Below are 20540 nucleotides of genomic sequence, written 5' to 3'. Positions count from 1 at the left end.
CAGTGGGGGCTGTCCTGATACGACCCGAGAAGGAATTTCCATGACCACGACGACCGGTCCCACCACCCGGGATGGCACTTGGCTGGAGCGCTGGGAGCCCGAGAACGATGCGTTCTGGCGCAACGGCGCCTCCGGCCTGGCTTGGCGCACACTGACCGTCACCACTCTGTGTTTGACCATGGCCTTCATGGCGTGGTTTCTGGTGTCGGCGCTGGTGGTGCGCCTGCCGCAGATCGGCTTTCAGTTCACCCCCACCCAGTTGTTCTGGCTGGCGGCCATGCCGGGCCTGGCCGGGGGCACCTTGCGCCTGGTGCACATGTTTTTGACGCCGATGGTGGGCACGCGCCACGTGGTGAGCCTGTCCACGCTCTCGCTGCTGATCCCGCTGGTGGGCTGGTTCTACGCCGTGCAAAACCCGACCACGCCGTACTGGGTGTTGATGTCGCTGGCGTTTCTGGCCGGGCTGGGCGGGGGCAACTTCTCCAGTTTCATGCCCTCGACCAGTCTGTTTTTCCCCAAACGGCTGCAAGGTACGGCCCTGGCCATCCAGGCGGGCATCGGCAACTTCGGGGTGTCGATCGTGCAGTTTCTGACACCGTGGGTGATCAGCTTCCCGCTGCTGGGGGGCGCGGCCTGGATGGGGGGAAGCCAGACGCTGGTCAAGGGAGGGGTGACCAGCCAGGTCTGGTTGCAGAACGCGCCCGCCGTCATGATCCCCGTGGTCGCCGTCTTCGGTATCACGGCGTGGCTGCTGCTCAAGTCGGTGCCGGTCAAGGCCAACTTCGCCGAGCAATTCGACATCTTCCGCTCCCGCCATACCTGGTCGATGACGTCGCTCTACATCATGACGTTCGGCTGTTTTTCGGGGCTGTCGGCGACGTTCCCCCTGCTCATCAAGCAGATCTATGGCCAGTTTCCCGGGGCGCCCGATCCGCTCGCCTGGGCGTTCTGGGGGCCGCTGGTGGGTTCGGCCTCACGCGTGGTGGCCGGGCCGCTGTCCGACAAGTTGGGCGGGGCGCGGGTGACGCACTGGGCGGGTCTGGGCATGCTGGGCGCGGCCCTGTGGGTGACCACCTTGACGCAGCCGACGGGGCTGGAGAGCTTCCCGATGTTCGTTGCCGGCATGTTGACCCTGTTCTTCTTTGCCGGGGTGGGCAATGCGTCGACCTTCAAGCAAATGCCGATGCTGTTTGCGCCTCGCCAGGCTGGTGGCGTGATCGGCTTCACCGCCGCCGTGGCGGCCTATGGGCCCTTCTTGTTCGGAATGCTGTTCGCTTGGGCCTTTGCCACTTACAAAGCCGCCACACCGGTGTTCTGGGGACTGGCGGCCTTCTTCGCCTTCAACGTCGCGCTCAACTGGTGGATGTACGCCCGCCGTGGCGCCGCCAACCCCTGCTGAGCCCAGGACAACCAGGAGCACACCGATGAGTCATTTTCTCGACCGCCTGACGCATTTTGCGCTGCCGACTCAGTCCTTCGCCAATGGTCACGGCGTGACGACCGCCGAGGATCGGACCTGGGAGGCCGCCTATCGCGACCGCTGGGCGCACGACAAGATCGTTCGCAGCACGCATGGGGTGAACTGCACCGGGTCGTGCTCGTGGAAGATCTATGTCAAAGGGGGCATCGTGACGTGGGAGACGCAGCAGACCGACTACCCCCGAACCCGGCCAGATCTGCCCAACCACGAGCCTCGCGGCTGTGCGCGTGGGGCCAGCTACAGCTGGTACCTGTACAGCGCCAACCGGGTCAAGTACCCCATGGTGCGCGGCGCGCTGCTCAAACACTGGCGCGCGGCGCTCACCGTGGCCAAAACCCCCGTCGATGCCTGGGCCAGCGTGGTGCAGAACCCCGATGCCCGCCGCGAGTGGCAGAGCCAGCGCGGCTTGGGCGGCTTCGTGCGCAGCACCTGGGAGGAGGTCAACCAGCTCATCGCCGCGGCCAATGTCTACACCATCCAGCGCTACGGCCCGGACCGGGTGGTGGGTTTCTCGCCCATTCCGGCGATGTCGATGATCAGTTATGCCGCGGGTACGCGCTATCTGTCGCTCATCGGTGGCGTGTGCATGAGCTTTTACGACTGGTACTGCGACCTGCCGCCTGCCAGCCCGATGATCTGGGGCGAGCAGACCGACGTGCCCGAGAGCGCCGACTGGTACAACTCGACATTCCTGATCGCCTGGGGATCCAACGTGCCGCAGACGCGCACGCCGGACGCCCACTTCTTCACCGAGGTGCGCTACAAGGGCGCCAAGACGGTGGCGATCACGCCCGACTACGCCGAGATCTCCAAGCTTTGCGATTTGTGGCTGCATCCCAAGCAAGGCACGGACGCGGCGCTGGCGATGGCGATGGGCCACGTCATCCTGCGCGAATTCCACGTCGAGCGGCGCAGCACCTATTTCGACGACTATGTGCGCCGCTACACCGACCTGCCGCTGCTGGTGCTGCTGGAAGAGCACAGCCTGCCCGACGGACGCCGGGCCTTGGTGCCGGCGCGTTATTTGCGCGCCAGCGACTTCAACGGCAAGCTGGGCCAGGACAACAACCCCGAGTGGAAGACGGTCGCCTTCGACGAGGCGGACAAGGTCGTGCTGCCCAACGGATCGGTCGGCTTTCGGTGGGGGCCGGAAGGGCGCAGCGATCTGGGCAAGTGGAACCTGGAGAACAAGGAGGCCCTTCACGGCCGCGAGGTGCGCCTCAAGCTCAGCGTGATGGAGGGCGAGGGCGCGCAGTACGACGTGGGGCAGGTGGCATTCCCGTACTTCGGCGGGGTGCACAACCCACACTTTGCCGCCAATCCGCAGGACAGCGATGTGCTGCTGCGCACGGTGCCCTTGCGTCGCATCAAGTTGGGCAAGGCGGGCGAGGAGCGCCATGCGCTCGTCGCCACCGTGTTCGACCTGACCGCGGCGCATTATGGCGTGCCGCGCGGCTTGCCGGGCGACACCGGCGCCGCCTCGTACGACGACGACGTGCCCTACACCCCGGCGTGGCAGGAACGCATCACGGGTGTGCCGCGCGAGCAGGCCATTGCCGTGGCACGCCAGTTCGCCGACAACGCGGACAAAACGCACGGCAAGTCGATGGTGATCATCGGTGCGGCCATGAACCACTGGTACCACAGTGACATGAACTACCGCGGCATCATCAACATGCTGATGCTGTGCGGCTGCATCGGGCAAAGCGGGGGTGGCTGGGCGCATTATGTGGGGCAGGAGAAGCTGCGCCCGCAGTCGGGCTGGACGCCGCTGGCCTTCGCGCTGGACTGGGTGCGGCCACCGCGCCACCAGAACAGCACCAGCTTCTTTTATGTGCACACCGATCAGTGGCGCTACGAGCGCCTGGGGGTGGACGAGATTCTGTCGCCGCTGGCGGATCGCGAGCAGTGGAAGGGTTCGTTCATCGACTACAACGTGCGCTCGGCCCGCATGGGCTGGCTGCCTGCCAATCCGCAGCTGCAGACCAATCCGCTGCAGGTGGCCCGCGATGCGGCCGCGCAGGGAATGGATCCCAAGGACTACGTGGCGCAGGGGCTGCGCACCGGCAAGCTGCGCATGGCCTGGGAGGACCCGGATCACCCGGACAACTGGCCGCGCAACCTGTTCGTCTGGCGCTCCAACCTACTCGGCTCCAGTGGAAAGGGGCACGAGTACTTCTTGAAGCATCTGCTGGGCACCACGCATGGTGTGCAAGGGGGCGAGCTGTCGGATCCCGCTGCACGCCCGCGGGAGGTCGTCTGGCGTGACCAGGCCCCGGAGGGCAAGCTGGATCTGTTGGTGACGCTGGACTTTCGCATGAGTACGACTTGTCTGTACTCGGACATCGTGCTGCCGACGGCGAGCTGGTACGAGAAGAACGACCTCAACACCAGCGATATGCACCCCTTCATCCATCCGTTGTCGGCGGCGGTCGATCCCGTTTGGGAGAGCCGCAGCGACTGGGAGATCTTCAAGGGATTTGCCAAGGCATTCAGCGAGGCTTCCCAGGGACACCTGGGGGTGGAGAAGGAGGTCGTTTTGCTGCCCCTGCTGCACGACACACCGGCGGAGCTGGCGCAGCCTTTCGATGTGCGCGACTGGAAGCGTGGCGAATGCGAGCTGGTGCCGGGCAAGACGGCCCCCCAGATCCAAGTCGTCGAGCGCGATTACCCCAACACCTACGCGCGCTTCACGGCCTTGGGCCCGCTGATGGACAAACTGGGCAACGGCGGCAAAGGCATGGCGTGGCCGACGCAGGAGGAGGTGCGCCAGCTTGCCGAACTCAACGGTGCCGTACAGGCCGACGGCCCGACCCAGGGCCGCCCGCGCATCGACACCGATATCGACGCTTGCGAGGTGGTGCTGCAACTGGCGCCCGAAACCAACGGCCATGTGGCGGTGAAGGCGTGGGAGGCGCTGTCCAGGGTGACCGGGCGCGACCACACCCACCTGGCGCTGCACCGGGAGGACGAGAAGATTCGCTTCCGCGACATCCAGGCGCAACCGCGCAAGATCATCAGCTCGCCGATCTGGTCCGGACTGGAGAGCGAGAAGGTCTCGTACAACGCCGGCTACACCAATGTGCATGAGCTGATCCCATGGCGCACCCTCTCCGGTCGCCAGCAGTTCTACCTCGACCACCCCTGGATGACGGCGTTTGGCGAAAACTTCAGCAGCTACCGTCCGCCGGTGGACATGAAGGCGGTAGACGAGCTGATGGCGCGCAAATCCAACGGCCATCCGGAGATCTTGCTCAACTTCATCACGCCGCACCAAAAGTGGGGCATTCACAGCACCTACAGCGACAACCTGTTGATGCTCACCCTCAACCGCGGCGGGCCGGTCATCTGGTTGTCCGAGGACGATGCCCGCCGTGCGGGCATTGCCGACAACGATTGGGTGGAGCTGTTCAACGTCAACGGGGCCATCGCCGCGCGCACCGTCGTCAGTCAGCGCGTCATGCCGGGCATGGTGATGATGTACCACGCGCAGGAAAAGATCATCAACACCCCGGGCTCCGAGATCACCGGCACCCGCGGTGGCATCCACAACTCGGTCACGCGCGTGGTGCTCAAGCCCACACACATGATCGGCGGCTACGCCCAGTTCAGCTACGGCTTCAACTACTACGGAACGATCGGCACCAACCGCGACGAGTTCGTCATCGTGCGCAAGATGCGCCGCATCGACTGGCTCGACGGTGAGCGTCGCGACGCCGTGCAGGCCTGAAGCGCCATTCCCGCGCAACGAACCCAGGAGAGAACCACCATGAAAGTGCGCGCCCAGATCGCAATGGTGCTCAACCTCGACAAGTGCATTGGCTGCCACACCTGTTCGGTGACGTGCAAGAACGTGTGGACCAACCGTCCCGGGATGGAATATGCCTGGTTCAACAACGTCGAGAACAAGCCCGGCATCGGTTATCCCAAGGAGTGGGAGAACCAGGACCGCTGGAACGGGGGCTGGAAGCGCCGTTCCGATGGCGCACTCGTGCCGCGCCAGGGCGGCAAATGGTCGCTGTTGATGAAGATCTTCAGCAACCCCAACCTGCCGCAGATCGACGACTACTACGAGCCGTTCACCTTCGACTACGAGCATCTGCACCATGCACCGTCGTCGAAGGCGGCACCCACCGCGCGCCCGCGCAGCCTGATCACCGGCCAGCGCATGGACAAGATCGAGTGGGGGCCGAACTGGGAGGAAATCCTCGGTGGCGAGTTTGCCAAACGCAGCAAGGACGCCAATCTGAGCGGTTTCGATCAGGTGCAGAAGGACATGCTCGGCCAATTCGAGAACACGTTCCTGATGTACCTGCCGCGGCTGTGCGAGCACTGCCTCAACCCGGCTTGCGTGGCGTCGTGTCCCTCCGGCTCGATCTACAAGCGCGAGGAGGACGGCATCGTTCTGATCGATCAGGACAAGTGTCGCGGCTGGCGGATGTGCGTCTCGGGCTGTCCGTACAAAAAGATCTACTACAACTGGCAAAGCGGCAAGGCCGAGAAATGCGTCTTTTGTTATCCCCGCATCGAGGCCGGGCAGCCCACCGTGTGTTCGGAGACGTGCGTCGGCCGCATCCGCTACCTGGGGGTGATGCTGTACGACGCCGACCGCATCGCCGAGGCCGCCAGCGTCGAGAACGAGCGCGATCTGTACCGGGCGCAGCTTGACATCTTTCTGGACCCGAACGACCCGAAGGTGATCGCGCAGGCGCGGGCCGATGGTGTGCCCGAGGCGTGGCTGGAGGCGGCGCGCCGCAGCCCGGTCTACAAGATGGCGATCGATTGGAAGGTCGCCCTGCCCCTGCACCCCGAGTACCGCACACTGCCGATGGTGTGGTACGTGCCGCCGCTGTCACCGATCTCGGCCGCGGCCAATGCCGGGCATATCGGGGCCCATGGCGAGCTGCCGGACGTCGAGCAGCTGCGCATCCCCGTACAGTACCTGGCCAATTTGCTGACGGCGGGCGATACACGTCCCGTGGTGCTGGCGCTGCGGCGCATGCTGGCCATGCGGGCTTACCAGCGGGCCAAGCACGTCGAGGGGGTGGAAAACCGCCTCGTGCTGACCGAGGCGGATCTGACCCCCGTCCAGGTGGAGGAGATGTACCGCATCATGGCCATCGCCAACTACGAGGACCGCTTCGTCATCCCCACCACCCACCGCGAATACGCCGAGGACGCCTTCGACCTGAGAGGCGGCTGTGGCTTTTCGTTTGGCAACGGCTGCTCCGAGGGGCAGACCGAGACCAGCCTGTTCGGTGGTCAGCGCAAACGCACCATTCCCATCAAGGTCGAGGCCTGAGCCCGCCCCCCACGGAGTGAGACGACCATGAAAACCCCACGACTGACCTATACCCTGCGTGCGCTGGCCTTCTTGTTGCGCTATCCCGATCAGGAGACCCGTGCTCTTGCGCCCCAAGCCGTGCAAGCCCTCGCTGCCGAGGGCGCCGTGCCCACCGAGCGGTTGCGGCGCCTGCAGGCCTGGGTGGACGCATGGCTGCACCGGGACGGCTACGAAGTCGAGGCGGAGTACGTCGAGACTTTCGATCGCGGGCGCAGCACGTCGCTGCATCTGTTCGAGCATGTGCATGGCGACTCGCGCGAGCGGGGGCCGGCCATGATCGATCTGTTGCAGACCTACGAGGCGGCCGGTCTGCGCCTGCACAGCCACGAGCTGCCGGACCATTTGCCCGTGTTGCTGGAATTTGCCTCTACGCAGCCGGCGGATGTCGCCCGTGGCCTGGTGGGCGAGGTGGCACACATCGTCAATGCCCTGATCGGTGCCCTTCAACGCCGGCGCAGTGCCTATGCGGACGTGTTGATCGCGGTGCTGGAGGCGTGCGGTCAGCGGGTCGAACCGGCTGAGCCGGATGACGAGCCGGCGTTGGATGCGAGTTGGTCTGAACCCCAGGCCTTTGGCGGTTGTCCCAGCTCGGCCGCGTCGGGCAGCGAGCGGCCGATTCGATTCGTTCGCCGTCGATCCGAGGCGACGGCGTCCGTCGTGTGATGTCTTTCAGCGGAGCAGGCCATGAACGCGCTCAATGCCTTTTTCTTCAGCGTCTATCCCTACATCTGTCTGACGGTTTTTCTGCTTGGCAGTCTGCTGCGCTTCGATCGCGACCAGTACACCTGGAAGAGCGATTCCTCGCAGTTGCTGCGCGCCGGGCAATTGCGCTGGGGCAGCAACCTCTTCCATGTCGGCATCTTGTTCCTGTTCTTCGGGCACACGGTGGGCATGCTGACTCCGCACTTCGTCTACGAGCCGTTCATGAGCGCGGGCACGAAGCAGGTGCTGGCCATGGTGTCGGGTGGGCTCTTTGGGGTGTTGGGGTTCGTGGGGGTATCGCTGCTGCTGCACCGTCGGTTGACCGATCCCCGTATCCGCGCCACCTCGCGCACCAGCGACATCGTGTTGTTGTGGTTGTTGTGGGCGCAGTTTGCCCTCGGTCTGGCAACCATCCCCTTCTCGGCCCAGCATCTGGACGGCAGCGTGATGTTGATGCTGGCCGAGTGGGCGCAGCGCATCGTGACTTTCCGTTCCGGCACGGCCGAGCTGGTGGCCGACGTCGGATGGGTATTCAAGGTCCACATGGTGTTGGGCATGACGATCTTTCTGATCTTCCCGTTCACGCGGTTGGTGCATGTGTGGAGCGGGTTCGCCTCAGTGGCGTACCTGTGGCGCCCGTACCAGATCGTGCGCAGCCGGCGGCTGGGCACCCACGGAGGGCGGTGACATGCAGGCGCGCCTGATCTCCTCCTCCCCGTCAACCGGGGCCGAAGCCGGGCCCGGCGGGGCCAGCATCAATGGCGTCGCCCTGCACGGGCCGCACGAGACCCTGACGCCGGAAGAACTGCGCGAGCGTGCCTGGGGCGAGTTGCTGCGGCAGCGCGCCGTCGCTGCCGGACTGCTGCCGGCACGCCTGGTTGCCGTTGCTCCGGAGCTCGAGGCACAGGAGCACGCCGCCATCGACGCCCTGCTCGCGCGCGAGCTGCAGACGCCAGAGCCCGACGAGGCGGCCTGCCGCCGCCATTACGAGGCCAACCGTCGCCGCTTCGTCGAGGGACAGGCGTTGCATGTGCGGCACATCCTGTTTGCGGTCACCCCTCGGGTGGATGTGCATGCGCTCACCCGCCGCGCCGAGCAGGCGCTGCTCGAGCTCTTGCGTCCCGATGCGCCGCCCGGGCGTTTCGAGCAGATGGCGGCCGAACTGTCCAATTGCCCCAGCGGCGCGCAGGGGGGCGATCTGGGCTGGATCGGGCCGGCCGACTGTGCTCCCGAACTGGCCAATGAACTGTTCTATCAGCAGGACTCCTCTCTGGCCCTGGGGGTGCATCCGCGTCTGGTGCGCACCCGCTTTGGCTTGCACATCGTGCGTGTCATGGGGCGCCGGCCAGGCAAGCGCATTCCTTTCGAGGAGGCGCGCCCGCGCATCGAACGCGACCTGTCACTGCGCGCCCGTGCGGTGGCGCTGCGACACTATCTGCACCGGCTGGCCGCGGACGCCCGTGTCTGTGGGGTCGATCTGGGTGCTTCTGACGGGCCGCTGCTGCAGTGAACAGGGGTGCTGGATGAATTCCCACCTCACCCCCAACCCGATGCCCGACGTGGTGCCGCAGACCGGCCCGATCGGGATGCCACCACAGAGCCGCCGCTGGCTGGCCGACAGTGGCCTGAGGCCGCTGAACTTGGGCGGCCGCACCTTGCTGCCCGTTGTGCAGGGGGGCATGGGCGTGGGGGTGTCGGCTGGAGGCTTGGCCGGCACCGTCGCTGCGGCCGGCGCCGTGGGAACCATTTCCTCCGTCGACCTGCGCCGACTGCATCCGGACCTCATGGCGCAAACCAGCCACCTGGACCACAAGGCCCCGGACGTGCGCGCCCGCATCGATGCCGCCAATCTGGAGGCATTGGACCGCGAGATCCGCCGCGCCCGTCGCCTGGCCGCAGGGCATGGCGTGATCGCGGTCAACGTGATGCGCGCCTTGTCGGCCTACGCGGACTACGTCCGGCAGGCCCTGGCCAGCGGGGCCGATGCGATCGTGGTGGGGGCAGGGCTGCCGCTGGACCTGCCCGAGCTGGCGCAGGACCACCCGCGGGTGGCGCTGATTCCCATTCTGTCCGATGCACGTGGGGTGCAGGTGGTGGTGCGGCGCTGGATGAAACGCGGGCGTCTGCCCGACGCCATCGTCCTGGAGCATCCCCGACTGGCCGGCGGACATCTCGGGGCGGCCCGGGTGGCCGATCTGACCGATCGGCGTTTCGATTTCGACGTCGCGGTACCAGAGGTGTTGGCATTCCTGGCGCGCGAAGGCATCGAGCGAGACATACCGATCATCGCTGCGGGTGGCATCTCCACCCACGACGATGTCCGGCGCCTGCAAGGACTGGGGGCGGCAGCCGTCCAACTCGGCACCGCCTTTGCGGTCACGGCCGAATCCGATGCGGCCGAAGCGTTCAAGCGGGTGTTGGTGAGCGCTCGACCCGAGGACGTGGTGGAGTTCACCAGCGTCGCCGGCCTGCCGGCCCGTGCCGTGCGGACACCGTGGCTGGAAAAATACCTGCGCCTGGAGCCGCGGATGCAGGCCATGGCCCACCCCAAACGCCGCTGCAACATGGGTTTTGACTGCTTGGCGCGGTGTGGGTTGCGCGATGGCGTACCCGAGATGGGGCAGTTCTGCATCGACCAGCAGCTGGGCCATGCGTTACAGGGTGACGTGGCGCGCGGACTGTTTTTTCGCGGGGCCGGGCGGCTGCCGTTTGGGGAGGCGATTCGCCCCGTGCGCGATCTGTTGCGCTGGCTGCTCGGCCAGCCAGTGGCGGATGCGGCGGCTGGCTGAGGAGGCACCGTGCCCGCCCGCATCTCCCCGTTTCCACCGGCCGCACCGCACGATGGCCGTTGGCATTGGCGCACGCTGTGGCAGGCACCGCACCGACTGGGGTTTGCGGCGGCGATGGCAGTCTTGCTCGTTGCGTCGCTGTGGTGGGGTTGGATGCTGCTGTTGCGCGTGTGGCCATTGGGGTTGCCATCGTTGCGGCTCGCTCCCATTCTGGTGCACGGGGTGGTGATGACGCTGGGTTTCATCCCGCTGTTCGTGGCTGGTTTCCAATTTACCGCCGGGCCCAAATGGCTGGCGGTGGCTGCGCCACCCGCGCAGGCACTGCTGCCGCCGGTGGTGCTGCAGCTGGCTGGCTGGCTGGCATGGTTGTTTGGTGGGCACTGGGGCATGGGGTGGGCCGTGCCTGGGCTGGCACTGGCCGCGACCGGGCAGGCGTGGGTGGCGGCGCGCTTCACGGTTTTGCTGCGATGCAGCCGGGTGGAGGACCGCTGGCATGCCGCCATCATTGCGGTGGCTGCGTGGATGGGGGTGGTCCATCTGGTCGCGTTGGCACTCGCCCTGATGGGCGAAGCGATTCCTCTGGCCCTGGTGGTGGTGCGCTCGGCGGTCTGGCTGTACGTGATCCCCGTGTTCGTCGCGGCGTTGCATCGATTGGTTCCGTTTTTTACCTCCAGCGCCTTGCCGATGGTCGAGGTCTGGCGTCCATGGTGGGTGCTGATCGTGCTGTTGGCGGCCGCGGTGGCGGAGGCGACTTTCGAGTGGGGCGGCTGGCTGCAGGGGCAGGGGCCCTCGCGGGGGTGGATGCTTAGCCGCGGTCTGTTCGAACTGGTGGTGGGCAGCATCGTGTTGTGGCTGGCCCTCGTGTGGGGGCTGGTCCAGGCGTTGAGCATTCGGTTGCTCGCCATGCTGCATCTGGGGGTGCTGTGGCTGGGGCTGGCTTATTGCCTGTTGGGCGCCGCCCAGTTGCTGGGCCTGCGGCAGGGGGTGCCATTGCTCGGCCTGGGGGCTTGGCATGCGCTGACGATGGGCTTTGTGGGGTCGATCCTGTACGCCATGGTCACGCGCGTCTCCTGTGGCCACGGGGGGCGCAAGCTGTTGGCCGATGACGCGACTTGGTGGGGCTTCTGGGCGCTGCAGCTGGCGGTCGTGCTGCGTGTCGGCAGTGCCGCGTGGCCCAACGAATCCTTGGGCCTGCTGTTGGCGATGCTGGTGTGGTTGGGCGCGCTCGGGCCATGGGGCGTGCGACTGCTGTCGTGGTATGGCCGGCCGCGACCCGATGGCCGTCCGGGCTGACACCCCGATGGATGAACAGGATGGGGTGAACCATGAGGCCTTCGACACTCGAGTACGTGGATGCGCGCGGCTTGCCGATGTGGGTTCGGCCGGTTCAGGGTATCTTGGGCCGGCTGCGCCTGCGTGCCAAGCTGATGTTGAAGGGGGCGATGCTTGTCCTGTCGTTGATGGCCGCGCTGGGCTTGCGGGTTCAACAACGCTGGCGAGAGTGGAACGCTGCCGCGATGGCGAAGCGGGGGACCGATGTGGCGCGCACCATCGGCGACGCCATCCTCGCCAAACGGACCCATCTAGGCTTGACGCACTGGCTGTTGGGGGGCGCCTCGGTGGCGTCAGAGCGCGATGTGGGGGCTGATCGTCACGGCGGGGGCGACCACCGTGCTGGTGTTCGCAGTGATTTTGCTTCGGTGCGGCGCTCGTGGCCTCGGCGCGCCACAGCGTGTCCGAGGCGCACCGCGCGACCAGTGCTACTGCCCAGGGCGATCTGACCGTCACCGCCGAGGTACATGGGCGGGACGAGGTGGCCGATTTGCTGATGCACATCCACCCCATGCAGGAGCGCTTACACCATGTGCTGGCGCGCATGCACGATGCGCAGGTCCACGAGGCCATCGAGCAGCTCAACGATGTGACACAAAGCAACGCCGCGCTGGTCGAAGAAAACACGGCGGCGGTCAAAACGCTGGACGACCAGGTTCAGGCGTTGCGTCAGCAGATCAACCGCTTCAAACTCCGGCATGTCCGGACTTGAGAGATTCCGAGGAGGAATATGGACAACGCACCACTCGTGGCGCCCGCTGTGGGCCTCTGTGTGGAGGGCGCCGATTGGGCGCTGGAGTGGATCACCCGACGCCAGACCGTTCTGCCCAAGCGATTGGTGGCTCCGGGGCCAAGCCGCGCCGAGATCGAGCGGTTGCTGACCGCGGCGGCCGCCGCGCCTGACCATGGACAGCTGCTGCCTTGGCGGTTCATCGACGTGCCGGTCGCTGCCCGCGAGGCACTGGGGGACGTGTTCGCCCAGGCCTTGCGGGAGCGCGACCCGGCGGCGACCACCGAGCAGCAGGCTCAGGCCCGCGAGAAAGCGCGCCGTGCTCCGCTGTTGTGGTTGCTGGTTGTCGATGCCCGCCCGCGTACCGAGGACGTGCCTGTGCGCGAGCGGCTCATCAGTGCGGGTTGCGCCGTGCAAAACATCATGTTGATGGCCATGGCGATGGGCTACGGGTCGGCGCTGACCAGCGGCAAGGCGCTGGATTCGGCCGTGTTGCGGCAGGCATTTGCGCTGTCCGATGCCGATATGCCGGTGTGCTTCCTGAGCATCGGCACGGTGTGCCAGGCGCGCGCTCCGCGTGCCCGTCCGGTGCCGGCGCAGCTGTTTTCGGTCTGGACACCGAGCTTACCTATCGGGGGGGTGTCATGACCAGTCCGGTTTGGGTCGGGGGCGGGAAGGAGCCACAAGCAGACCACGAGCATCCGTTCGAGTGGTTGCGGGCCTGCCACGACCGGGTCGAGCGCACGCTCGATTTGCTGCAGCGGTTGGTGGCTCATGTGGATGGCCACGGCGCCGACGCTTCCTCAGCGCAGGCCGCTGCCCAGGTCCAGCGCTACTTCGATCGGGCGGCCCCGTTGCATCACGAGGATGAGGAGCTGCACGTCTTTCCGCGCGTGCGCGCGATGTGCGACGCACGCTTAGACGCTCTGGTGCAGCGCCTGCAGGCGGATCATGCTGCCATGGCAGATGATTGGGCACAGTTGCGCCCGGTCTTGTTGCGCTTGCAGGCAGCCGTGGGCGACGCGGGCTGGCGCTGGTCCAGCGATGATCGGGAATGCCTGACGCGCTTCGTGCGGCGCTACGAGTCCCACATTGCCACCGAGGAGGGCGAGGTCTTCGTGGCAGCCGAACATGCCATGGCTGCCGCCGATCGGACGGCCATGGTCGAGGACATGATGGTTCGCCGGGCAATCGGTGCTCCCCCCGCGACGGCGATGGCACTCAAGCCGTCGCCGGCGCGACGTTGACCATGTGATCGGCCAGCTGTTGCAGCGCCTCGGCCAGCGCATGGCGCAGGCCCTCGTCGGCCACCTCCTCGGCCAGCGCCAGGCGCATGCACAGCATCCACTGGTCGCGCTCGCGCGGGCCGATGGCGTACGGCAGGTGGCGCATGCGCAGGCGCGGGTGGCCGTGCTTTTGCACATACAGCGGCGGGCCGCCCAGCCAGCCGGAGAGGAACTCGAACAGGCTCTGGCGCGCGCCGTCCAGGCTGTCGGGGTGCAGCTTGCGAACCGCGTAGGCCTCCGGCAGCTCGTCCATCAGGTCGTAGAAGCGGTCGACTAGGCGCCGCACGGCCGCGTCGCCGCCACGAGCGGCTTCGGCGCCGGAGGTTGCTCCTGTTCCGGGACTCGACGTAAGCAGGGGATGCCGCTCCATGCTCCGGCGGGTCTCGTCCCGAAACCTCCTCCCGCTTCAAAAAGCGGGCCGCATCGGCGTGCAGGTTGTATCGATAGGCACGAGAGCGGTTCAGCCACGGTTGGGCTGGCTTTGCGGATGACAGACCGATATCCGACAGCCTCCGGCTGTCAGTCGCCTATGTCACGGTCGGCAAAATGAAGTGGCAGGCTGAAGCCTCGCCCTCAACCGCACGCACCCAAATGCCCGCAGGCGGTGCAGTGGTCGCAACCATCGCGCCGGATGACGGCGCGCGCTCCGCACTCGGGGCATTTGCGGGCGGGCAGGGGTGCAGGCGCAGTGTCGGTTGCTGCGGGTATATCCGAAGGGATGGCCGGGCTGGCTTTGCGCTCGATGATCTGCTGGATCGCGTAGGCGATGGCGGCCACCTCCGAGTCGTGCCACAGGGGCACGCGGGCGCCGTCCTCGCGCACGCGCTCGCCCAGGCGCACCGGGCCGCGGTCCCACACCACTTTGCGCATGTCGGCCAGCGCCCGCTCCAGGAAGCCCCCGCGCGCCGCCAGCGACAGCAGCCGCATGCTGGCCGAGATCCACTGTTGCGACTCGCCGCTTTGGCCCACCGGCATGAAGAACTCGATGGCCCGGCTGCGCGGGGTGCCATCGGCCTGCGTCACCGGCAGGAACGACACCACCAGATACAGCGTCTTGGGGCCCTCGGCGGTCCAGTATTCGACTTTTTCGGCCACGGCCTCCAGCGCGCCGCGCGGACGTTTCTCGATCACCGCGCGCATCGGGTCGGTCGCCGTGGTCGCCGGTGCCGTCGCGGCGGGTTCTCCAGAGGTGCTCAGCACGGCGCCGACGATGGCGTTGGGCCGGTAGGTGGTCAGCCCCTTCAGCCCGGCGCGCCAGGCGTGCAGATACAGGTCGCGAAACGCCTCGTAGGGGCAGTCGGCCGGGACGTTGACGGTCTTGGAAATGGCCGAGTCGATGTAGGGCTGCACCGCCTCCATCATCGCCACATGGTCGGTGGGCGCGATCTCCAAGGCGCTGACGAAGGCCTCGGTCAAGGGGGTCTGCGGTCCATGCAGCGCCCGGTACAGACGCCAGGCGTGGTCCTGCACCTCGTAGACGCGCACGCTGCCGTCGGCCTCGCGCTTGCGGCGCGTGTAGGTCCACGCGAAGGCCGGCTCGACGCCGTTGGAGGCGTTGTCGGCGAACGCCAGGCTGACGGTGCCGGTGGGCGCGATCGACAGCAGGTGGCTGTTGCGCAGGCCATGGGCGCGGATGGCCGCCTTCAATTCGTCGGGCAAGCGGCTGGCGAAGGTGCCTTCGGCCAGCACGGCATCGGCGTCGAACAGGGGGTAGGCCCCTTTTTCGCGCGCCAGCGCCACCGAGGCGCGGTAGGCCGCGTCGCGCATCGTGCGCGCGATGCGGCTGGCCATCGCGCGGCCTTCGTCACGGTCATAGCGCAGCCCGAGCATGATCAGCGCATCGCCCAGCCCGGTGAAGCCGACGCCGATGCGGCGCTTGGCGCGCGCCTCGGCCTGCTGCTGCGGCAGCGGCCAGTGCGTCACGTCCAGCACATTGTCCAGCAGCCGCACCTGCACCGCCACCGCTTGCGCAAAAGCGTCGAAGTCGAACCGCGCCGACCCACCGTGTCCGAACGGCTGGCGCACGAAGCGCGGCAGGATCAGCGGCCCCAGGCAGCAGCAGCCGTAGGCGGGCAGGGGTTGCTCGCCGCAGGGATTGGTCGCCTCGATGTGCTCGACCGCACGCAAGTTGTTGTCGCGCTGGATGGTGTCGAGGAACAGAACGCCCGGCTCGGCAAAGTCGTAGGCCGAGCGCATGACGGTGTCCCACAGCTCGCGCGCCGGCAGGCGGCGGTACACCCACAGGCCATCGGCCTTTCGCGCCGCCCCGGCGGCTTTGAGTTCGTCGGACGGCTCGGCGCGGTGCACCAGCTCCCACTCGGCGTCGGCCTGCACGGCCTGGATGAAGGCATCCGGCACCGCGACCGAGACGTTGAAGTTGTTCCACCGACCCGGCGTGCGTTTGGCGGTGATGAAGTCGAGCACGTCGGGGTGGTCGATGCGCAACACCGCCATCTGCGCGCCGCGGCGGGCGCCGGCGCTTTCCACCGTTGCGCACGACTGGTCGAACACGTTGATGTAGCTGCACGGGCCGCTGGCGGTGGAGGCGGTGCCGCGCACCCGCGCCCCGCGCGGGCGAATGCGCGAGAAGTCGTACCCCACACCGCCGCCGCGGCGCATGGTCTCGGCCGCCTCGCGCAGCGCCTCGTAAATGCCGGGGTAGCCGTCGTCGTCCATGCCCTGGATGCAGTCGCCCACGGGCTGCACGAAGCAGTTGATGAGGGTGGCCTGGATGCCGGTGCCGGCGGCGCTCATGATGCGCCCGGCGCCAACCGCCCCCTGCGCCAGATGCTGACGAAAGCGCGCAGCCCACTGCGCCTGCTGCTCGGGAGCTTCGGGGGTGGCCAGGGCGTGCGCCACGCGGTCGAGCAGATCGTCCAGTCCCCGTTCGCCGGGCTTGAGGTATTTCTCCCGCAGCACGTCCTGGCTGATGGGCTGGGGCGGCAGCGGCGGCGTGGGGTCGGGGGGCAGACAGCGGTCCATGGCGATCGGGCGAGGTGCCGGTTGACGACAGGCCCTATTGGACACCCGCCGGCACGATCTGGCCACGCCGGCGCATCCTTCCGTTGGCCTACTTCCAACGGTGGATAGCGGCGGCGCCCGGCCCCCTCACCCGCTCACTTGAGCCAGCCGCGCTTGCGGAAGTACAGCATCGGCCCCACGGCGCTGGCCACCATCAGCACCAGCGCGGCCGGGTAGCCCCAGGGCTGGTTCAGCTCGGGCATGTACTGGAAGTTCATGCCGTAGATGCTGGCGATCAGCGTCGGCGGCAGCAGCGCGACCGACGCCACCGAGAAGATCTTGATGATCTTGTTCTGGTTGATGTTGATGAAGCCGATCGTGGCATCCATCAGGAAGTTGATCTTCTCGAACAGAAAGGCGGTGTGGCTGTCCAGCGAATCCAGGTCGCGCAGAATCTGGCGGGCGTCCTCGAACTGCTCGGCCGACAGCATGCGCGAGCGCATCATGAAGCTGACCGCGCGCCGCGTGTCCATCATGTTGCGGCGGATGCGGCCCGACATGTCCTCGTGGCGGGCGATGGCCGCCAGCACCTCGGTTGCGATGTCGTCCGTCACCTGCCCGGACAGCACTTTGGTGCTGATGCGCTCCAGGTCCTCGTAAATGTCCTCGAGCGTGTCGGCGCAGTACTCCGCGTCGGTGTCGTACAGGCTCAGCAGCACGTCCTTGGCGTCGTCGATCAGGCCCGGCATGCGCCGCGCCCGCAGCCGCAGCAGGCGAAAGACCGGCACGTCCTCGTCGTGGATGGAAAACAGCACCCCGTGGCTTTTGAGGTCCGGATTGCGGTCGTTCAGAATGAAGGCCACCCGCACATGGCGCGGATCGTCCTCGTCGTCGATGAGGAAGTCCGAGCGCACATGCAGCTCGCCGTTGTCCTCCTCGAAGAAGCGGGCCGACTCCTCGATGTCGTCGTCGATGGCGTCTTCGGGGATGGACAGGCCGAAGTGCTGCCGCACCCAGCGGCGCTCCTCGGAGGTGGGCGACTCCATGTCGACCCAGATGGGTTTGAAGCGGGCCAGATCCTCCAGGGAATCGATTTCTTCCTGGAACAGGCGGCCGTTGACGAGCGTGAAGACGTTGAGCATGGGGCGCTTCCGGCTGGGGGGTGGGGCGACGATGATCGGGGGGTGCTTTCGATCACCGGCCGCCGGCCCCGGTGCGGGCGCCCGTGCCACACAGGGTGGGGCGGTGCCTCAGGCCTGGCGCTCCGGCGTCGAAAGCACGCGACTAGGGCTGCTTTCCACGGCGGGGACTCCAACAAAAAAGTACGGCCCGGATTATCGCACCGTGCGCGCGGTGGGGACGGTGGCGGCGCGCTCGCAGGCCGGGAACTGCGCTTGTCACGCCCGCTTCAAACAGGCATAGTAGAGGCGAGGGGTCGGCCCGTCCGGCCCCGCCGTTCGGCCCTCGGCAGCCGAACCATCCCCCGGAGCGAAAGGAGGCTCTTCATGAACCTGACCATCAGCGGACACCACCTCGACGTCACCCCGGCACTGCGCAGCTACGTGGCGAGCAAGCTGGAGCGCATCTCGCGCCATTTCGATCAGGTGGTGGACATCCGCGTCCTGCTCACCGTCGACAAAATCAAGGACAAGGATCACCGTCAGAAGGCCGAGTGCAACATTCACGTCAAGGGCAAGGACATTTACGCCGAAAGCACGCACGCCGACCTGTACGCAGCGGTCGATGAGCTGGCCGACAAGCTCGATCGCCAGGTGCTGCGCTACAAGGACAAGGCGCAGGAGCATCACCACCTGCCGCTCAAGCGCGAAGTCGTCTGAGTGTTTTCCGGGCAGCCGCTGCTGCCCCGCCGCAAACCGCTTGGCTGCCGTCAAGCGGTTTGTCGTTTTCGGGCCACGGCAGTGCGGCGGCGATGGGGGCATAATGGCCCCCTCGTTTCGAGGCATACCCCGATGAACCGACTCTCTGCGATCCTGCCGCCCGAACACGTGCTCGTGGCCGTCGAGGCCACGAGCAAGAAGCGCGCGTTCGAGGAGGCCGGTCTGCTGTTCGAATCCCTGCACGGCCTCAACCGCGCGCTCGTCACCGACAGCCTGTTTGCCCGCGAGCGGCTGGGCTCCACCGGGCTGGGGCATGGCGTGGCCATCCCGCACGGGCGCATCAAGGGCCTGAAGCAACCCATGGCGGCGGTGTTTCAGCTGGCCCAGCCCATCGGCTTCGACGCGCCGGATGAGCAGCCCGTCAACCTGCTGATCTTTTTGCTCGTGCCCGAGGCGGCCACCCAGAAGCATCTGGAGATCCTGTCCGAAATCGCCGAGCTGTTGAGCGACGCCGCGTTGCGCGAGAAGCTGCGCAGCGCCGACAACGCCGCCACCTTGCACGGCCTGATCGCGGGCTGGCAGTCCGCGCACGCGGCCGCCTGATCGCGCGCGGCGGCCGCGCGCCGCCGGCAAGCCAACCATGAAGCCCAGCGCCGTCAGCGCCGACGTCCTGTTCGAGGACCACCGCGAGACCCTCAAATGGCAGTGGGTCGCGGGGCAGACGGCGTCCGAGCGGCGCTTTCACGACAAGGCGGTGTCCGAGGCCCGCTCGGGCGCCGATCTGGTCGGCCACCTCAACTACATCCACCCCTACCGCGCCCAGGTGCTGGGCGTGCGCGAGGTCGCCTACCTGCTCAATTCCACGGCGGAGGACTGCCGCCGCCGTGTCGCGCGCATCGTCACGCTGGAGCCGCCGCTGCTCGTCGTCGCCGACGACCAGACGCCGCCGGCCGAGCTGGTGGCGATGTGCGAGCGCGCGCACATCCCGCTGTTCGCCACGGCGGCGTCGGCGGCGTTCGTGATCGACGTGCTGCGCGCCTACCTGTCGCGCCACTTCGCCGAGCGGGCGACGATGCACGGCGTCTTCATGGACATTCTGGGGCTGGGCGTGCTGATCACCGGCGAATCCGGCCTGGGCAAGAGCGAGCTGGGCCTGGAGCTGATCTCGCGCGGCCACGGCTTGGTGGCCGATGACGCGGTCGATGTCTACCGCGTCAACCAGACCATCGTCGAAGGCCGCTGCCCCGATCTGCTGCAAAACCTGCTGGAAGTGCGCGGCATCGGCCTGCTGGACATCAAGGCCATCTTTGGCGAAACGGCGGTGCGCCGCAAGATGCGGCTGCGCCTGATCGTCCACCTGGTGCGCCAGGCGACGCTGGAGCGCGACTACGAGCGCCTGCCCAGCGAGCCCATCTACCAGGACGTGCTCGGTGTCGCCATCCGCAAGGCTGTCATTCCGGTGGTGGCGGGGCGCAACATCGCCGTGCTGGTCGAGGCCGCCGTGCGCAACGCCATTTTGCAGTTGCGCGGCATCGACACCTACCAGGAATTCGTGCAGCGCCAGCGCGCCGCCATGCTGCGCGACGATTGATCCAGGGGGGGCTGCCCGGTTGCCCCGTCAACCCCGCCGTGGCCGGCTGCGGTGGGGGCAGTCGGTCCGCTGGCAGTGGGCGTACAGCGACAGCGCGTGCTCCTGCAGGGCAAAGCCGCGTTCCTGCGCGATGGCCTGCTGGCGCCGCTCGATCTCGGCGTCGTAAAACTCCTCCACCCGGCCGCAATCCAGGCACACCAAATGGTCGTGGTGCTGGCCTTCGTTGAGCTCGTAGACCGCCTTGCCAGACTCGAAGTTGCTGCGCACCAGAATGCCGGCCTGCTCGAACTGCATCAACACCCGGTACACGGTGGCCAGGCCAATGTCGGACTGCTCGTCCAGCAGCACCTTGAAGACGTCCTCGGCCGTCATGTGGCGCTGGCGCCCCGACTGGAAGATCTCCAGGATCTTCAGTCGCGGCAACGTGGCCTTGAGCCCCGTGTTCTTGAGTTCTTCGATGCCGGTCATGCGTGCGGGGGGGGGGATG

Annotated in this window: 18 protein-coding genes; 14 read left to right on the top strand and 4 right to left on the bottom strand. The window is 67.0% G+C overall.

What is annotated here, in order from left to right:
* Window positions 1–40 precede the first annotated feature (40 nt).
* From A9O67_RS04725 to A9O67_RS04675, 11 genes are all read left to right on the top strand, one after another.
* The gene (locus A9O67_RS04725; protein ID WP_068607863.1) at window positions 41–1399 is read left to right on the top strand and encodes an MFS transporter; all 1359 of its coding nucleotides are present in this window, start codon (window positions 41–43) and stop codon (window positions 1397–1399) included.
* Window positions 1400–1424: 25 nt separating this feature from the next.
* Window positions 1425–5210 carry a nitrate reductase subunit alpha gene (locus tag A9O67_RS04720; protein ID WP_068607861.1) on the top strand — a complete coding sequence of 1262 codons (3786 nt, stop codon included), beginning with the start codon at window positions 1425–1427 and terminating at the stop codon, window positions 5208–5210.
* 39 nt (window positions 5211–5249) lie between these two features.
* Complete coding sequence (narH, locus tag A9O67_RS04715) at window positions 5250–6782, top strand: nitrate reductase subunit beta (RefSeq protein ID WP_068607855.1); 1533 nt, start codon at window positions 5250–5252, stop codon at window positions 6780–6782.
* A 27-nt stretch (window positions 6783–6809) separates the two neighbouring features.
* Window positions 6810–7487 (top strand): nitrate reductase molybdenum cofactor assembly chaperone, encoded by a 678-nt coding sequence (gene narJ / locus A9O67_RS04710; protein WP_068607853.1) that lies wholly within the window; start codon window positions 6810–6812, stop codon window positions 7485–7487.
* A 21-nt stretch (window positions 7488–7508) separates the two neighbouring features.
* Window positions 7509–8213, top strand: coding sequence for a respiratory nitrate reductase subunit gamma (narI, locus tag A9O67_RS04705; protein WP_068607851.1), 705 nt, complete (start codon window positions 7509–7511; stop codon window positions 8211–8213).
* Window position 8214: 1 nt separating this feature from the next.
* Entirely contained in the window at window positions 8215–9036 is an 822-nt protein-coding gene (locus tag A9O67_RS04700; RefSeq protein WP_068607849.1) for a peptidylprolyl isomerase, read from the top strand.
* Between the two features lie 76 nt (window positions 9037–9112).
* The gene (locus tag A9O67_RS04695; protein WP_068608277.1) at window positions 9113–10315 is read left to right on the top strand and encodes an NAD(P)H-dependent flavin oxidoreductase; all 1203 of its coding nucleotides are present in this window, start codon (window positions 9113–9115) and stop codon (window positions 10313–10315) included.
* Window positions 10316–10324: 9 nt separating this feature from the next.
* A complete protein-coding gene (locus A9O67_RS04690) occupies window positions 10325–11608 on the top strand; it encodes an NnrS family protein (RefSeq protein ID WP_068607846.1) in 1284 nt (427 codons plus the stop codon).
* 418 nt (window positions 11609–12026) lie between these two features.
* Window positions 12027–12359: a HAMP domain-containing protein gene (locus A9O67_RS04685; protein ID WP_068607843.1), complete on the top strand. Its 333-nt coding sequence runs from the start codon at window positions 12027–12029 to the stop codon at window positions 12357–12359.
* Window positions 12360–12377: 18 nt separating this feature from the next.
* Window positions 12378–13025, top strand: a complete 648-nt coding sequence (locus A9O67_RS04680) for a nitroreductase family protein (protein WP_068607838.1) — start codon at window positions 12378–12380, stop codon at window positions 13023–13025.
* The gene (locus A9O67_RS04675) at window positions 13022–13624 is read left to right on the top strand and encodes a hemerythrin domain-containing protein (RefSeq protein WP_068607837.1); all 603 of its coding nucleotides are present in this window, start codon (window positions 13022–13024) and stop codon (window positions 13622–13624) included. The genes A9O67_RS04680 and A9O67_RS04675 overlap by 4 nt, the downstream gene beginning before the upstream one ends.
* On the opposite strand, the gene A9O67_RS04670 is transcribed toward A9O67_RS04675, so the two are convergent.
* The 3 genes from A9O67_RS04670 to corA all read right to left on the bottom strand — a co-directional run bounded on the left by A9O67_RS04670 (window position 13599) and on the right by corA (window position 17766).
* Window positions 13599–14033, bottom strand: coding sequence for a group II truncated hemoglobin (locus tag A9O67_RS04670; protein WP_082955367.1), 435 nt, complete (start codon window positions 14031–14033; stop codon window positions 13599–13601). The genes A9O67_RS04675 and A9O67_RS04670 overlap by 26 nt on opposite strands.
* Before the next feature lie 203 nt (window positions 14034–14236).
* Window positions 14237–16645 carry an adenosylcobalamin-dependent ribonucleoside-diphosphate reductase gene (locus tag A9O67_RS04665; protein WP_068607836.1) on the bottom strand — a complete coding sequence of 803 codons (2409 nt, stop codon included), beginning with the start codon at window positions 16643–16645 and terminating at the stop codon, window positions 14237–14239.
* Window positions 16646–16779: 134 nt separating this feature from the next.
* Window positions 16780–17766 (bottom strand): magnesium/cobalt transporter CorA, encoded by a 987-nt coding sequence (corA, locus tag A9O67_RS04660; protein ID WP_068607835.1) that lies wholly within the window; start codon window positions 17764–17766, stop codon window positions 16780–16782.
* A 363-nt stretch (window positions 17767–18129) separates the two neighbouring features.
* Here corA and hpf point away from each other — a divergent pair, with 363 nt between their 5' ends.
* From hpf to hprK, 3 genes are all read left to right on the top strand, one after another.
* Window positions 18130–18462, top strand: a complete 333-nt coding sequence (gene hpf / locus A9O67_RS04655) for a ribosome hibernation-promoting factor, HPF/YfiA family (protein WP_068607832.1) — start codon at window positions 18130–18132, stop codon at window positions 18460–18462.
* A gap of 132 nt (window positions 18463–18594) precedes the next feature.
* Complete coding sequence (ptsN, locus tag A9O67_RS04650) at window positions 18595–19065, top strand: PTS IIA-like nitrogen regulatory protein PtsN (RefSeq protein WP_068607829.1); 471 nt, start codon at window positions 18595–18597, stop codon at window positions 19063–19065.
* A 37-nt stretch (window positions 19066–19102) separates the two neighbouring features.
* Window positions 19103–20053 carry an HPr(Ser) kinase/phosphatase gene (hprK, locus tag A9O67_RS04645; RefSeq protein ID WP_068607827.1) on the top strand — a complete coding sequence of 317 codons (951 nt, stop codon included), beginning with the start codon at window positions 19103–19105 and terminating at the stop codon, window positions 20051–20053.
* Between the two features lie 27 nt (window positions 20054–20080).
* Here hprK and fur read toward each other — a convergent pair whose 3' ends face one another.
* Window positions 20081–20521: a ferric iron uptake transcriptional regulator gene (fur, locus tag A9O67_RS04640; protein ID WP_068607825.1), complete on the bottom strand. Its 441-nt coding sequence runs from the start codon at window positions 20519–20521 to the stop codon at window positions 20081–20083.
* Window positions 20522–20540: the final 19 nt, after the last annotated feature.

The sequence above is a fragment of the Tepidimonas fonticaldi genome (genome assembly GCF_001675355.1).
Classification (GTDB): domain Bacteria; phylum Pseudomonadota; class Gammaproteobacteria; order Burkholderiales; family Burkholderiaceae_C; genus Tepidimonas; species Tepidimonas fonticaldi.
Note: the sequence above shows the minus strand (reverse complement) of the source record. Positions and strands in the feature narration are given on the sequence as shown.

What these genes read in the sequence shown, in the direction of transcription:
- A9O67_RS04725 (WP_068607863.1), top strand. Translation starts at nt 41, where the DNA reads ATGACCACGACGACCGGTCCCACCACCCGGGATGGCACTTGGCTGGAG.
- A9O67_RS04720 (WP_068607861.1), top strand. Translation starts at nt 1,425, where the DNA reads ATGAGTCATTTTCTCGACCGCCTGACGCATTTTGCGCTGCCGACTCAG.
- narH (WP_068607855.1), top strand. Translation starts at nt 5,250, where the DNA reads ATGAAAGTGCGCGCCCAGATCGCAATGGTGCTCAACCTCGACAAGTGC.
- narJ (WP_068607853.1), top strand. Translation starts at nt 6,810, where the DNA reads ATGAAAACCCCACGACTGACCTATACCCTGCGTGCGCTGGCCTTCTTG.
- narI (WP_068607851.1), top strand. Translation starts at nt 7,509, where the DNA reads ATGAACGCGCTCAATGCCTTTTTCTTCAGCGTCTATCCCTACATCTGT.
- A9O67_RS04700 (WP_068607849.1), top strand. Translation starts at nt 8,215, where the DNA reads ATGCAGGCGCGCCTGATCTCCTCCTCCCCGTCAACCGGGGCCGAAGCC.
- A9O67_RS04695 (WP_068608277.1), top strand. Translation starts at nt 9,113, where the DNA reads ATGCCACCACAGAGCCGCCGCTGGCTGGCCGACAGTGGCCTGAGGCCG.
- A9O67_RS04680 (WP_068607838.1), top strand. Translation starts at nt 12,378, where the DNA reads ATGGACAACGCACCACTCGTGGCGCCCGCTGTGGGCCTCTGTGTGGAG.
- A9O67_RS04675 (WP_068607837.1), top strand. Translation starts at nt 13,022, where the DNA reads ATGACCAGTCCGGTTTGGGTCGGGGGCGGGAAGGAGCCACAAGCAGAC.
- A9O67_RS04670 (WP_082955367.1), bottom strand. Translation starts at nt 14,033, where the DNA reads ATGGAGCGGCATCCCCTGCTTACGTCGAGTCCCGGAACAGGAGCAACC.
- A9O67_RS04665 (WP_068607836.1), bottom strand. Translation starts at nt 16,645, where the DNA reads ATGGACCGCTGTCTGCCCCCCGACCCCACGCCGCCGCTGCCGCCCCAG.
- corA (WP_068607835.1), bottom strand. Translation starts at nt 17,766, where the DNA reads ATGCTCAACGTCTTCACGCTCGTCAACGGCCGCCTGTTCCAGGAAGAA.
- hpf (WP_068607832.1), top strand. Translation starts at nt 18,130, where the DNA reads ATGAACCTGACCATCAGCGGACACCACCTCGACGTCACCCCGGCACTG.
- ptsN (WP_068607829.1), top strand. Translation starts at nt 18,595, where the DNA reads ATGAACCGACTCTCTGCGATCCTGCCGCCCGAACACGTGCTCGTGGCC.
- hprK (WP_068607827.1), top strand. Translation starts at nt 19,103, where the DNA reads ATGAAGCCCAGCGCCGTCAGCGCCGACGTCCTGTTCGAGGACCACCGC.
- fur (WP_068607825.1), bottom strand. Translation starts at nt 20,521, where the DNA reads ATGACCGGCATCGAAGAACTCAAGAACACGGGGCTCAAGGCCACGTTG.